Source organism: Dysgonomonas sp. ZJ279 (assembly GCF_011039205.1).
GTDB lineage: Bacteria > Bacteroidota > Bacteroidia > Bacteroidales > Dysgonomonadaceae > Dysgonomonas.
In genome coordinates this window covers 48,559-62,912 of record NZ_JAAKEL010000019.1, presented here as the reverse complement: position 1 = coordinate 62,912, position 14,354 = coordinate 48,559, and the positions used below count along the sequence as shown (strand labels likewise).

Genomic DNA, 14,354 nt, shown 5'->3' with positions numbered 1-14,354 from the left:
GTATTTACATCCTGCTTCTTGTCAGTTTGACTAAAAATTATAACTGACGACTCAATACCGCAGAGATATAAATTAATCACTTAATATTTATATCGGCTTGATTAACTAATCAGGCTTAAAAGCGGACGTATATATGACAACACAGCAAACAATCTCAACGGAATATTGTGCAATACTGATAAATTGTTCTTCTTTAGTGCTCAGGCTATCCCATGACGAAATCAAAGAAGGTTATTCCGACAATCCGATGTATGTAGCCGAATACATTGAAAAAGGAATGACGGAGAATGTAATCGAGCTTCTGTTCGATGACGAAAAAGCAACCCTCTCCTGCACCTTTGATGAAAACAATAACTGTAATACCTCCTATATCTTCCTTGATAACTTAGACGAGATGGATAACTATATCACTTATCTCCACGAACAGTACGATTATGACTACACTCTCAGTTGTTGGGTATTACCTGACTCTTTTATTTCCATAAAAAGGACGAAAGACGATATTTACTTTGTGTCTTTCTATTGAATGGATATTTACAAATTCAGCGTGCCAAAAATGGCATGCTGAATATTTTTCATCCTATTTTTTCTGAGTTTATATCAGAACCCTCTTCATATCATTAATTAATAGCTTATTGGCAAACAAATATCTGTTTTTCCGAATTATCGTTAAATGCCTCTTCATCAAAGCCTCCAAACTTGTGCATAACATTAAAACCAGCCCATTCCAGATATGAGTCCAATTCCTGAGGGAAAAACAATCTCATATCCAAATTTTGAATCGAATCAAACTCACCGTTAATAAAATAATGCCACTCTATGCGATTAATCTGAGTCTTTCTTTCATATCGCATTATCTGCTTTATCAATACATTTCTTCCATCGTCGGTTGTATAATCAGCAACTTCTATTTGCTTTTTTTCATGCTCTACAATATATTGAATATTTGGATTAAAGCAATCTAACAGAAATAAACCTCCTGCCTTGAGATGATTTCTAACAACATTAAATGCCTTAAACAAATCTTCATTTTGATATAAATGATGGATGGAATTAAAAGGAATAAAAATGAAGTCATATTTTTTCTGCAAATCCAGAGTTCTAATATCAGCTTCAATAAACTCAACTTTTAATCCTGCTTCAGAAGCTTTTATTTTCGCTTGTTCAAGCATAGAAGAAGTGTAATCCACCCCACTAATATCATATCCATCCTCTGCTATTGGAATAGTAAGCCTGCCTGTGCCACAACAAAGCTCCAGTATACAGGCATCCTTATCCTTTGGTAGCCACCGTTTGTAAAATTGCAAATCATCTGTTTGGGTATTCATTCCATCATAAATACTCGCATCATAAATTAAATTCCCAACTTTATAATTGCTATTCATTTTGTCCTCCATAATCTATCTTTGGTCTATAGTTTCAAATCGTCAAAATGGGATATGTTTTTACTGCCATCCGTATAGGCTATTCATAGTGAATACAATATTACTAAATATTAAGGAAACAGCAACGATTACATCTTAATTCCTTTACGCTTATTGATATAGGGATTGACACAGGAGTTTAGACCTTATTTGAACCGTGCATATTGCTCCTTAAACTAGCCAACGATATTCTCTCTGTTTTTTCTTTTTCTGAATTTACAACCCCTCGGCTTCCACCTTTAGCTGTTTCGCCTCCAGTTCCTTAAACTCAGCCTGCTCCAACTTCTGAGCTCGTTCTATTACCTTCCGCTCATATTCCTCCACATTCTTTCTAATTTCTTTTACAGCCTTCTCGTCCCTGTTATATGTAAAAATATTTTCTATCCGATGAATTTTAGAAGAATCAATACCTTGAGCTGCCTTGATATGCCTGTATTTAATATCATTATCCGAAAGCCTGTCGATCTTCTCATGTTGCTTATAAATATAAGATATTGTCACAATCAACAGCAGAAACAGACTGACCAAGGTACAGGCTACCCACGAAGATTTTATATCTATCGATATGTGGTGTAATACTTTCTGCTTAGGTGGTTTCTGCAAGGTTCGTTCTATCAGTTCCAGTTTATCCCAAAGCGGTTGATTATCCGTTTCGGTTGGTTTGATATTTTCAATCAATGATTCTATCCGGGTAGTGTCTACCTGAATAATGGGTTGCTGGTGCTGTTTTTCCTGTTGATCGTTTTTCTGCACTATCTTTTTTAGCATATCTTTGATCTCCTCGAACATGATGTATGTAGGTGTATCGTTTGCCATAATCTGACTATTTTAATGTGAATACTAAATTGATTTTATAAACATTTTTATTATTATCCGATTCCTCTGCTTTTCTTTTTTTTCTTATTGTTCCATTGCCTTTCCTTTTCCTCGGATTGCATACGGTGGGCAAATTCGATTTCTTCAAAATCGTCTCCGTGCCGATTTATAAGACCGCTACCTTTTATATCTTCCAAAGCAGAGTCAAATGTGTTGTTGTTGGAAACTGTACCTTGATATTGGGTTTGCTGCTTCTGATCGAATTTATTATTGTATTCCAGTTGGCTGTTGATCTTGGAATAGCTGAACATCCTGTCTACTTTAGAGCCGTTGAATGAATAACCGTTCTTCAGGAAGGTGACACCTTGTATTTCGTCTGTTTCCCCTTTGTACTTGAACTTGACCTGAATCCCTTTTTTATTCAGGACATCCGTTAATTGTTGCCAGTTTTTACATAAGGGAACATGCTCCGAGAGGATTCCGTAAACCTCGTATTTTGATTTGTCGGGTTCTTTCAGCCTGTGAAGGTTTACATTCTCTTTACCCGAAGCGAAATAAAGACCGTGCTTCTTTGTCAGTTCTTTGCAGATAGCCGTACTTCGTCTTCTCTCATTACCGTCTTCGATGGTCTTTCCATTGTTGTCGATTCGGTTGTAGCAGATATGGATATGCGGATGTGGCTTGTCAAAGTGCCGTACTATAATAAACTGGGTATTTACAATTTTCATCTTTTGTAAATATTCCCCTGCTATTTTCAGCATCTTTTCGTTTGTCAGATCGTCTTTATCCTGTGCCGAAAAGTCTAAAGAAACGTGTCCTACGCATACTGTTTTCTTCGGGTTCAATCGGGATTGGCAGGTAAAACTTCGAATAATCGAGTCCTTATCTTTATACCGAACACCTGAAGCTGCGATCAGTTTAGCGTCTTTTTCTGCATCTATAATGTAATTGACTACCCCTTTAAAATCAGATCCGCTTGTTATTTTAGCCATCATTTTCGATACTGTTTATCAGGTTATCTATCTTTTCTGTAAGTAATATAGATTCTTTTGAGGCTGAAAAGTAGCCTTGTTTGTTTGCCTGATAAGCGAGTTGATTCAGGTTGTTTGCCATGCCACAGAGCTTACGGATATAGTCTGTCTGCTCTACTGTCAGGCGTGCTTTTACATAGGCGTTGCGTATACACTCCCGAACAAAATCGCTTTTGGTTTTTATCCCTGCCTGAAGCATTTTAGCCCGTAGGGCATAGTACTCTTGGGTATCGAGTTTCAGGTTGATACGGTATGTTTTTTTGCGTCCTATACCTAATGCGGGACGACCGCCTTTGAACTTGTCAGGCTTATTTTTGGTACTGCTTGTATTGGTTGCTTTCATTGTGTTATATGCTTAAATTAAAAAATTAGACCAACGGGATGAACTCCCCTGACCATCGGGAAAGTGGGGAGCAAGTGGTTTCGGTATGCCCGAAACACAAACTTGCTTCTTCCACTTTCGATAAATGGTTCATCCTACTGATATGTTGAGAATTGTGCTATACAGTGTATACACTTAACAGGGTTTACTATATGCTTTGCTTATAGCTTTTTCCACATTTCGAGATCTTCTTCATAGGTTTGGAGGTGATGGCGTGCCATGTTCTCGAGTAGTCCTGAGACGCTCATTTTTCGGTCGCCGAGTTTGCGTGCTATCTCGTCCAGAAGGTCTCGGATATTACCGCTGATAAATACGGTTTTTCGGTCTGTGATTTTGGGAGTTTCTAAAAACAGATTACGGTATTCGTCTAAGGTGGCTTTCTTTTGTTTGGTGCTTAGACGACTGGGCATACTTACTGAACTTGGTACTGCTTGTTCAGAGGGTGGATTACCTTTGGTTTCTGTACTGGCATTATTAGGCTGATTAGACAGTTTGTTTTCATCGGACAGATTATTGTTGTTCGACTTAGCTGATTGATCTTCGTTTATCGAAGATGCAGGTGTTGTTTTGGTTGACATAGTTTAATGAGTTTAGTTGATTTATAATAAAAAGTTATTTGATTGTAGTTCAGATAAGAAATTGATAAAGTGACTTTTATCGATCCAGTTAACTGAATTGATCGTTCGAAAAAAATAACGCCATACGCTTATGGCGTTATAAAACTTTCCCATGTGGTGGATGAAAAAGGACTTCATAGATTTCAACTTTTGTTGTACCTATTACTTTTGATTGTACTCCCTGATAGAACTCTCATGAATCCTGTTATCAGGGGTTTTCTTCAAAATACCCGATGCTACCAGATCCGATATTTTTTTGTGTGACCGCCTGAGCATCTTGGCTACCTGATTAATACTATAGGTTTTCTCTATAGCCGTTTCAACAGACTTGGGCATCTTCTTATCAATAACCCTTTCAATAATCTTCTCGATTGAAGATTCAGTTGTTACGATGATTGTTTCCATAAAGCAAAATTTTAATTAGAAAAAAATGATTATTACTTAAATACTAAATTTTATTATCTATATTTACATTGTAAAATTAGCAATAAAACATAAATACTAAACAATTAGTTTAGTATTTAATAATAATTATACTTTATGGTTCATTTAGTTAAGATTCGTGAGTTGTGCGAAAAGAACAACGTGACAATGAAGCAAGCCGCATCAGATTTGGGAATGACCGAACAAAGCCTTCATAAACTCATCAAAGCCAATTCGACAAAAATAGATACACTCATAGCCATAGCCGACTACTTTAAAGTTGAGCCTGCTTATTTCTTTGATTCTTATTCGGATGATGCTATAGAATATATCAAGGTAGGTAAAGAGGAATTATACGGCTTGATAAAAAAGGTACTAGCCTATTCGATTCATGGCTTCGGAATGGTAAAACTGGAATGGGATGCAAAGGAGAAGAAATTCAATTCATACTTTGATGTGCTGAATAAACAATATAGCCCTGATGAGAAAGATTTGGAATATATCTCTTCACTACTGGAGACTAGAATCGATATTACGGACGAAACAACTCCTAAGGATATATCCAAGCTGTTAATGACAAAAGACGAGTTTGACTTTACATCGACTTATTATTACAGTACACGCAAGATGGAAGTACAGGAGGAATTACAGAAGTTTTCTTCTTTCATCAGCAAACATAATATTCCGATAACTGATTCCATAAAGAAAGATATGCAGGAATTAAAAGACCAGATTAAATATTATGAGTCCAAAAGTATTATTGGGACTACTAAATAGATTTATTATATTTACGATTGACTTGATAGTAATATATTGACAGAAAAACAAAGAATCATCGAAATGTTGTCGTTAATGCCATAGGCAAAGAAAAATTACAACATATTTATGATTTAGCGGATCTACACCATGAGCAATAGAGTAAAGAGAAAGACTAACAAAAAGAGAGTGGAGGATGTCAAGAATCATTCAACTTTAACTAAAATCATTTTTGTATTCTTCGTTCTACTGTTTCTTGGATTAATAGGTTTTTGGGCTTTTAAAACAGGCCGATATACCCCATATGGACCTAATAGTTATCCGGGACAACCTTTCTAATTTTCGTGGTAAAACCAAGACTTTTTTATTCGTGGATTTCCCGAAAGATTGAGGATTTTAACAGTAGCTTATACTATGAAAGTCCTGATTATTTATATGAGTCGTATGTGAAAGGAGATGTTCTTTAGATTTTGGCTAAAACTATTCAATCAACTATAAATCAATCCAGTAATCAGCAGTTATCTACTATTTCGATAATATCTTCTTTGATTAATTCCCAATATTTACCCTTTAAACACTTCGGGTCAAAATCAACATCAGCATATTGAAAATCAATCAATTTATCTTTTAGCTCCTTTTGCGTGTGAGAATAAGGATAACGTTCAGCATGAAGCTTCATCATTTGTTCGAGACTAATGTGCTCCATTAATTCGTGGACATCCCAAAAATCTTTCTTCCTGCCATTCTGTCCAATGACTTCCATTTTCATAGCCGAAATTTCTTCAATAGTAGCCATCCGAATAGAATCAATATCTATAATAGGCTGAATAAATGAATCCGTGTAAAACAAATCGACCTTTACTAGATCATCTTTATTTTTACCTACATAATAACTCTTGCCAAAGCTATCGTTACCTGCATATTGCATCTCAACAAAAGGAAATTTCTCTTGCAGCTTTTTATCTATTGCATGAAAATCGATACTATCATATTCTGCATCGGTAAACAAATCAATATCTACAGACATCCGATGTCCCAACTGTAAACTTAATGCTGTACCACCAACAAGCCGAAAGGGAGACAGAATTTTCAGCTTCATTAATTTGTTCAAGACATCCCATAGGATTTTGGAAACAGTTTCAGTATATAAGCTATTTGATCTCATTTGTCGGGATAATATGAATACCTAAATATTTTTCTACATTTTCAGCTAATGAAGGTAAAAACTGAGGAATAGTTTTTACCTCTTCTATTATTAGATCTCTACCATAGAAAGAAATTATTTCTTTTATTTCAAGATCATTACCTCGTTCAAAAATTCTTCGAATAATTGCCTTCTTTTGCTTTTGCCAGTCAATCTTATTAATATCTGTGTCCCAAAATAAAACATTTCGGATTTTGCTTAAATCGGGCTTTTGCTGATTTTTCAATAATGCTTTGCGTTCTTTCTCTATTTCATAATATGCCTGAAGTAACATGAAATATTCTTCATCAGTACCTAAAGCGTGACCTAGCTTAATCGACAAAGCAGGATTAATCCCTCTGCGTTCTTTGCTGATCGCATTGATCGTCTGAGGGTATTCGCCCAAAGAAAGAGCAAACTGCTTACTTTCCCATCCTCTCTTTCTCAACTCTCGGCTGAGAACTGCTCCCGGATGTACGCCTCTTATTTTGGTTATCTCTGGTAACATGGCTTATTTATTTTATAGAGTAAAGATAATACTATTCAATCAGTAAACAAAAATGTTTATCGCAAAATAGAAGTATATTTAAATTTATTTTGCGGTGATAAAATCTGTATAAATAAAATTTTCAAAAATAGATTTTCAAAAATAATGGTAGATGGAAAGGAAATATTACTTTTGCACTTAACACTTGTAATAGCACAACGTACTATACTTGCAATAGCACAACCTATTATACTTGTAATAACACAACGAACTACACTTATAATAGCACAACGTATTACACTTGTAATAGCACAACGTATTACACTTGTAATAGCACAACGTATTATACTTGCAATAGCACAACACGTAATATTTGCAACAACACGACAAGTTATACTTGCAAAGACACTGATGAATATACAGATAGTAGAATAATTAATAATGATGATATAAACAGCATGGCAACAATACAGGAAAGATTAGCAGATTCACTAACCATATTAAAGCAATTCCAAAATAAAAATGGATTAGCCATTGTGAAATCTTCTGACATATCAAGAGTTCATCTGAACCGACTTGTGAATAATGGTTTCCTTCAGGAAGTTGTCCGAGGTTGGTATATTACATCTCGTCCTGATAGTGCACCAGGAGATACTACCAGTTGGTACACTTCATTTTGGTATTTTGTGGCAGAATATGCTTCTATCCGATTTGGTGTGGAATGGTGTTTAACTCCAGAGCAATCGTTGTCTATATACAGTGGAATCAGGACGGTTCCCAGACAAATTATTATACGTTCTATGCAAGGATCAAATAACCTGATACAATTGCCGTACAATACTTCTTTATTTGATTTGAAAGCCTCTGTAGCAGGAAGTATATATAAAGAACCTCAATTCGGGCTCAACATCTACTCGTTGCCGGAAGCATTATTAGAATGTAGTCCTGATTTTTTCAGGATGGACAGCGTAGCTGCCCGTACCTGTTTATCATTAGTTTCCGATATTTCCGATGTATTGAGAATAGTGCTTGAAAAAGGACAAACGGTTAAAGCAGGAAGACTTGCCGGAGCTTTTCGTAATATAGGGAATATAATAGCAGCGGATGAAATCATCAATACAATGAAAAGCCTAGGTTATGATATCCGAGAGGAAGATCCTTTTACTGAGCCAAGTGGTATCAATTATTCGAGAGCATCTTCGCCTTATGCTGTACGGTTAAAACTTATGTGGCACAAGATGCGCGAGGTTGTTATCGACCATTTCCCAAAAACAGAACATATACATACAGACATCAATGCCTGTATGAACGAGATAGAAGCACAGTATAAACTAGATGCCTATCATTCTTTATCCATTGAGGGGTATAAGGTTACAGACGACCTTATTGAAAAAGTAAGGAGTGGAAACTGGAAGCCCGATGAAGATGCTACTGATTCAGAACAACGTAATGCGATGGCAGCTAGAGGTTACTGGCAAGCCTTTCAGGCGGTAAAGGAAAGTGTGGCGAAAATATTAGAGGGAGTGAGTCCAGGAGAAGTGGCCGATAACGGACATCGGATTTGGTATCGTGAGTTATTTGCCCCAAGCGTAGCTATCGGATTATTAAAACCAACAGATTTAGCTGGATATCGCACAAATCAGGTTTATATCCGCGGTTCCATGCACACTCCGTTAAACCCTGAAGCAGTAAGAGATGCAATGCCTGTGCTTTTTGAGTTATTGAATAATGAACCAGATGCAAGGGTACGTGCCGTTTTGGGGCATTTTATTTTTGTATATATTCACCCCTATATGGATGGGAATGGACGGATCGGACGTTTTTTAATGAACACAATGCTCATTTCAGGAGGCTATGACTGGACAATCATTCCGGTAGAAAGGCGCCTGGAATATATGGCTGCTCTAGAAAAAGCTAGCGTAAATGAAGATATTAGTGATTTTACACTCTTCTTGGCATCGCTAGTAAAAATGTAATTTTCAATTTGTTTTACAGTGACAAAAAGAATATTTCTAATTATCTGATTATGAGGCAATTAAAATCACAATAGGGTTTCTTTGGTATTCGAACTAAAAACTATCGTAACTCTTTGTATATATGATATTTATGATTATCTTTGTAGCGTATAAATGTAAAAACCCACTGTTTTACATTTGTTTTACAGTAGCAAACGAAAAATTGAACTATTTCTTTGAAAATAAATAGGTTACATCAGAGCTCAAAGCTCCGCCAGGAACCTCAAACCTTGATAATTTTATTATCAAGGCTTTATTTTTTTCTAAGATCTTTAAAGCTATTTTTTTTCTAAAACTTTAAATTTTAATAAGATGAAAAAGATAATGTTATTTACAGCTTTATTGGTAATTGCTTGTAGAATAGTGGCTCAAAGCCAAGAGATCAACGGATCGTTAACAACAACAGGCGATATTGTGATCGGGAGGCATGTTAATGGAAAATGGGGTGAAGGCTCAAGGTTGTATCTACAGGGAACCGATTATAGTAATGACCCTATATGGTTTGCTAAATATACATCAGAAAGGGAGATTACTGATCTAAAGATAAATATAGGAGATACTACAGATAAAACAGATCGTTTGGTTGTTGGTACAACACGTTGGGATACAAAATATTTTCATGAATGGTTTATTGTTAGGTCAGATGGTAATGTTGGTATTGGAGTTGCCCAACCGTCATCTACACTTGATGTCAACGGTACTATCCGTGCCAAAGAAGTAAAGATCGAAGCAACAGGATGGGCAGACTTTGTTTTCGCTGAAGACTATAAATTACCTACATTGTCAGAAGTAGAAAATCATATAATAGAAAATAAACATCTTCCGGATATTCCTTCTGAAATAGAAGTAAAAGAGAATGGCATTAGTATAGGAGAGATGCAAGCAAAACTTTTACAAAAAATAGAGGAGCTAACTTTGTACATAATAGAGCAGGATAAAAAAAACTCAGAATTGGAGAAACGAGTAAAAGAGTTGGAGGATAAGTAACCAAACTTAAAACTTGCGCATTGTTTGCGCATAAAATTCCAGTTTATATATTTTAGGGTGTGTCAGAAATTATTCAATAATTTCTGACACTACTATTTGTATAGATAATTATATTTGTAGCATAAATTCACTCTCTAATTAATAACAATATGATACAGGAATTTGCAGTAATAACTGAAGGGGTTTTTGAACTGGTTTCGAAATGGGAAATTAAATTATCCGCATTAGATGCAGAAGTTGTAGCGTTGAAAAGAAATTGTCAGAATCGCACAATAAAACAGATTACTGGTCATATGATTGATTCGGCATCTAATAATCTCCATCGTATCATTCATTTGCAGTATAATGAAAATCCTTTAATCTTTCCGAATTATGCTACAAATGGAAATAACGACAGGTGGATTGCAATACAAAATTATCAGAAAGAAGACTGGTTTCTATTAGTACAATTATGGAAATATAGTAATCTGCATATAATACATGTTATGAAGAATGTCGATCCGGATAAACTTGATTGTAAATGGATTTCTGCTCTGGGAAAAGAAGTAAGTCTGAAAGATATGATTATGGACTATCTTAGGCATTTAGAACTTCATCTTGACGAGATTGATGAATTGATCAATAACTGAAACATAATTGGGTATTATAAAAAGACAGCTACTTAGCAGTAGCTGTCTTTTTACATATCTTTATATTTTAAACTTTAAGATTGCATACACTTTTGTACATTGCAGTAAAATTAATTATATATAGCGAGAAAATATCAAGTATAGTACAAACCTTAAATTTTAATGATGTGAAAAAAACGGTAATATTTTTGATTCTTGTGATGGTATGTTTGGTTGGATATGGCCAAAATCAGATAATTAATGGAAATGTACAAGTGAATGGTACTTGGAATAGTAATTATGAAGCAGGAATCATAATAGGACGAAGTGGATGGCAGGAGGGGAATACTCTTGGAAATAGATATGTCCCTGTTGGGGCTAGAAGCGGTACCTTATATTTAGATTTTTCGGGATTCCGGGATAGAGTACAATATCAAGTCGGAGCCCGTATTGCAGGAGAAAGGTATAACATATATGAAGGTGAAAATGCAATGGGAGCTTTGGTGCAAAAAACACACCTAGTTTTTTACACTAATCATTTGGGTGGATGGACTACCGAAACTATAGGATTAGAAGAAAGAATGCGTATTACCCATGATGGCAAAATAGGAATAAATACATCTAAGCCTTTACATGAATTAGATGTCAATGGCACTATCCGAGCCAAAGAAGTGAAAATAGAAGCTACAGGATGGGCTGATTTTGTTTTCAAACCAAATTACGATCTGAAAACTCTTTCTGAAGTGGAGACACACATCAGTAAATACGGACATTTGCCTAATATTCCTTCTGAAGCAGAAGTGGGAGAAACCGGAATCGATGTTGGTAATATGCAAATAAAATTATTGCAAAAAATAGAAGAGTTGACTTTGTATGTGATAGAGATGGATAAGGAAAATAAGTCATTGCGTAAAGAAATAAGTGAAATTAAAGATCAATTAAAAGATAAATAACATGGTTGTTGCACAATATACCGATAATAATAAGTTATATCTGAAAATCGTATATGTTAAACCACAATTTCCATTTATTTAATTCTAATTTATAGCTATTTTACGGAAAGGAACGATTGTTGTGTCGTAAATAACACTCCGGCTAAAGAGCTAAGTATAGAAGTATTACATGTGTAAATTCATTTTTTACAATAATTATAAAGAAAATGTCAAAATTGTCATATTTATAACTAAACATGTTGTGCATTAATTTTGAAATAAGAAAAAAATGTAATAGCTTTGCAATTCCAAATGAATAATTAAACTCCATTATATATATTACCATTACATAAATAATATAAATGAATACTTATAATCATTTGTAATTTGGTAAAGCTAGATATTGTAATTTTAAAGGAGCTATATTCTATTTTGGTGAAAACAGAAGGCTCTCTCATTTATTTTTATCCGAAGATTTAAGTATTGGTTATCAATATCAATTTAGGTAATGCGCTATTTTGATATAGCATAGTACTGAAATTTTATATAAGAACCATAAATACAAAGTTTCTCTTAATGTTCACGAAGTAGTGATCGCTGAGACTTCCTTACAAACTTTTGAGATGAATAGAAATCAATTATAAGATTGTCTCGATTTTAGTCCTTAAATTTTTTGTTCAAATTAATTATATCGTAAGCTTTTACCAAAGTATATCCTCTTTCCCAATAAATGAATCAAATAAATATAAACATAGTTATACATGCGTATATACAATATTCTTGAGCTTAACGAAAAGCTCACCATCGAACTAAGAACTATCGCAAAAGAGCTTGGCATAAGACGTCCTGATGCATACAAAAAGGATGAGCTTATCTATAAAATTCTCGATGAGCAAGCTATTTCTGAAGCTCGCAACAAGAATTCCGAAAGCTATCAAAGTGAAGACAGAATAGAGCAAAAGAAAAAAGCTTTTGCAGCAGGCAAGAATAAGCCTGCAAAACCAGCACCTCAGGAAAAGAAGACACCTGTTGTTGCTGAGAAAAAAGAGGTTAAGACCGAAAATAAAGAAAAAGCAAAGGCTCAACCACAAGCAGAAGCTAAGCCTGTACAGGAAAAAATAATTCAACCGGAGGCTAAAACGGAAATTCAACCAGAAGTTAAAGCTCCTGCTGAAAAATCTGTTCAACCGCAAGAAGCGAAAAAAGCTCAGAAAGATATTATTGTAAAGAAAAATACTTCTGAAGTGAAAGAAAATACTGCACCGGTTTCGACTGTAATAGAGAATAAGCCACAACCGCAACCAGTTCAACCGCAGGTACAACCCCAATCGGGAAGCAAACCAACTCAGCTGGTTTTCCGTTCAAACAAACAAAGAGAACAAGAGCCTGCTCCGATTGTAGAAGGATTGCCTTTATTAGCACCACTCGAAGTCGATCAGGACGTTGCACCGATTGAAATAGTACAAGAACCTGTAAATCAATCGAAGAATAAACAGCAATCGCAAAATAACAACCAACACCAAAGACAAAATAATCAACCTCAAGAAAAGCTATTTGACTTTGAGGGTATTCTTTCTGCTTCGGGTGTGCTTGAGATAATGCAGGAAGGCTATGGTTTCCTTCGCTCATCGGATTACAATTATATGTCTTCGCCTGACGATGTATACATATCACAATCTCAAATCCGTTTATTCGGATTGAAAACTGGTGATGTGGTAGAAGGCCCAATTCGCCCTCCTAAAGAATCAGAGAAGTTTTTCCCGTTGGTTAAAGTAGATAGAATAAACGGACGCACTCCGGACGAAGTTCGCGACCGAGTTCCTTTCGATCATTTGAAACCGCTTTTTCCTGATGAGAAATTCACATTGACAAGTGGACGTAACGATAATTTATCGTGTCGTGTAGTTGATTTGTTTTCTCCGATAGGTAAAGGTCAGCGTGGTTTGATCGTAGCTCAGCCAAAAACAGGTAAGACGACTCTATTGAAAGACGTAGCTAATGCTATTGCAAACAATCACCCGGAAGTATATATGATTGTACTTCTGATCGACGAACGTCCCGAAGAGGTTACTGATATGGAACGTAGCGTGAATGCAGAAGTGATTGCTTCTACATTTGACGAACCGGCCGACCGTCATGTGAAAATTGCAGAGATTGTACTCAATAAAGCAAAACGCATGGTAGAGTGTGGTCATGATGTTGTTATTCTACTTGACTCTATTACACGTCTTGCACGTGCATACAATACAGTACAGCCGGCATCGGGTAAAGTATTGACCGGTGGTGTGGATGCCAATGCATTGCACAAGCCTAAACGCTTTTTCGGAGCAGCACGTAATATCGAAAACGGAGGTTCATTAACGATCATTGCAACAGCATTGACCGAAACAGGATCTAAAATGGATGATGTGATATTCGAAGAATTTAAAGGTACAGGTAATATGGAATTGCAACTTGACCGTAAATTATCGAACAAACGTATATTCCCGGCTGTTGATATAATAGCATCTAGTACACGTCGCGATGATCTGCTGTTGAGTAAAGATACATTAAGCCGTATGTGGGTACTTCGTAACTTCTTGTCTGATATGAATTCTGTAGAAGCAATGCAGTTTTTAGAAAACAGATTGAGAAAGACGATAAATAATGATGAATTCCTTATCTCTATGAACGACGATTAAGAAGATTTCGAC

General features: G+C 35.5%; 16 protein-coding genes. 8 read left to right on the top strand and 8 right to left on the bottom strand.

Translation table 11 applies throughout. From position 1 onward, the window contains the following. Positions 1-133: 133 nt before the first annotated feature. Positions 134-526 carry a hypothetical protein gene (locus tag G7Y57_RS14710; RefSeq protein ID WP_165025766.1) on the top strand — a complete coding sequence of 131 codons (393 nt, stop codon included), beginning with the start codon at positions 134-136 and terminating at the stop codon, positions 524-526. 106 nt (positions 527-632) lie between these two features. Here G7Y57_RS14710 and G7Y57_RS14705 read toward each other — a convergent pair whose 3' ends face one another. The 6 genes from G7Y57_RS14705 to G7Y57_RS14680 form a co-directional block, all read right to left on the bottom strand. Beyond that, entirely contained in the window at positions 633-1,385 is a 753-nt protein-coding gene (locus tag G7Y57_RS14705) for a class I SAM-dependent methyltransferase (RefSeq protein ID WP_165025763.1), read from the bottom strand. Positions 1,386-1,640: 255 nt separating this feature from the next. Next, positions 1,641-2,240 carry a hypothetical protein gene (locus G7Y57_RS14700; RefSeq protein ID WP_165025761.1) on the bottom strand — a complete coding sequence of 200 codons (600 nt, stop codon included), beginning with the start codon at positions 2,238-2,240 and terminating at the stop codon, positions 1,641-1,643. A 53-nt stretch (positions 2,241-2,293) separates the two neighbouring features. Next, the gene (locus G7Y57_RS14695; RefSeq protein ID WP_165025759.1) at positions 2,294-3,235 is read right to left on the bottom strand and encodes a relaxase/mobilization nuclease domain-containing protein; all 942 of its coding nucleotides are present in this window, start codon (positions 3,233-3,235) and stop codon (positions 2,294-2,296) included. Then, complete coding sequence (locus G7Y57_RS14690) at positions 3,225-3,614, bottom strand: plasmid mobilization protein (protein ID WP_165025757.1); 390 nt, start codon at positions 3,612-3,614, stop codon at positions 3,225-3,227. The genes G7Y57_RS14695 and G7Y57_RS14690 overlap by 11 nt, the downstream gene beginning before the upstream one ends. Before the next feature lie 200 nt (positions 3,615-3,814). Further along, a complete protein-coding gene (locus G7Y57_RS14685; protein ID WP_165025754.1) occupies positions 3,815-4,231 on the bottom strand; it encodes a DUF3408 domain-containing protein in 417 nt (138 codons plus the stop codon). A 201-nt stretch (positions 4,232-4,432) separates the two neighbouring features. Continuing rightward, a complete protein-coding gene (locus G7Y57_RS14680; protein WP_165025752.1) occupies positions 4,433-4,675 on the bottom strand; it encodes a helix-turn-helix domain-containing protein in 243 nt (80 codons plus the stop codon). Between the two features lie 135 nt (positions 4,676-4,810). Here G7Y57_RS14680 and G7Y57_RS14675 point away from each other — a divergent pair, with 135 nt between their 5' ends. After that, the gene (locus tag G7Y57_RS14675; RefSeq protein ID WP_165025749.1) at positions 4,811-5,470 is read left to right on the top strand and encodes a helix-turn-helix domain-containing protein; all 660 of its coding nucleotides are present in this window, start codon (positions 4,811-4,813) and stop codon (positions 5,468-5,470) included. Between the two features lie 490 nt (positions 5,471-5,960). Here the strand turns inward: G7Y57_RS14675 and G7Y57_RS14670 are convergent, their stop codons facing one another. After that, positions 5,961-6,548 (bottom strand): nucleotidyl transferase AbiEii/AbiGii toxin family protein, encoded by a 588-nt coding sequence (locus G7Y57_RS14670; protein WP_255491476.1) that lies wholly within the window; start codon positions 6,546-6,548, stop codon positions 5,961-5,963. Between the two features lie 52 nt (positions 6,549-6,600). Next, positions 6,601-7,140 carry a transcriptional regulator gene (locus G7Y57_RS14665; protein WP_185153944.1) on the bottom strand — a complete coding sequence of 180 codons (540 nt, stop codon included), beginning with the start codon at positions 7,138-7,140 and terminating at the stop codon, positions 6,601-6,603. Positions 7,141-7,284: 144 nt separating this feature from the next. Between G7Y57_RS14665 and G7Y57_RS14660 the strand changes: the two genes are divergently transcribed. From G7Y57_RS14660 to rho, 6 genes are all read left to right on the top strand, one after another. Further along, positions 7,285-7,554 carry a hypothetical protein gene (locus tag G7Y57_RS14660; protein WP_165025743.1) on the top strand — a complete coding sequence of 90 codons (270 nt, stop codon included), beginning with the start codon at positions 7,285-7,287 and terminating at the stop codon, positions 7,552-7,554. A gap of 23 nt (positions 7,555-7,577) precedes the next feature. Then, entirely contained in the window at positions 7,578-9,095 is a 1,518-nt protein-coding gene (locus tag G7Y57_RS14655) for a Fic family protein (protein ID WP_165025740.1), read from the top strand. A 351-nt stretch (positions 9,096-9,446) separates the two neighbouring features. Continuing rightward, positions 9,447-10,121 (top strand): hypothetical protein, encoded by a 675-nt coding sequence (locus G7Y57_RS14650; RefSeq protein WP_165025738.1) that lies wholly within the window; start codon positions 9,447-9,449, stop codon positions 10,119-10,121. A 149-nt stretch (positions 10,122-10,270) separates the two neighbouring features. Next, positions 10,271-10,750: a DinB family protein gene (locus tag G7Y57_RS14645; protein WP_165025735.1), complete on the top strand. Its 480-nt coding sequence runs from the start codon at positions 10,271-10,273 to the stop codon at positions 10,748-10,750. Positions 10,751-10,917: 167 nt separating this feature from the next. Continuing rightward, positions 10,918-11,682 carry a hypothetical protein gene (locus G7Y57_RS14640; RefSeq protein WP_255491475.1) on the top strand — a complete coding sequence of 255 codons (765 nt, stop codon included), beginning with the start codon at positions 10,918-10,920 and terminating at the stop codon, positions 11,680-11,682. Positions 11,683-12,422: 740 nt separating this feature from the next. Beyond that, the gene (gene rho, locus G7Y57_RS14635) at positions 12,423-14,342 is read left to right on the top strand and encodes a transcription termination factor Rho (protein ID WP_165025733.1); all 1,920 of its coding nucleotides are present in this window, start codon (positions 12,423-12,425) and stop codon (positions 14,340-14,342) included. The last annotated feature ends 12 nt before the right edge of the window (positions 14,343-14,354 follow it).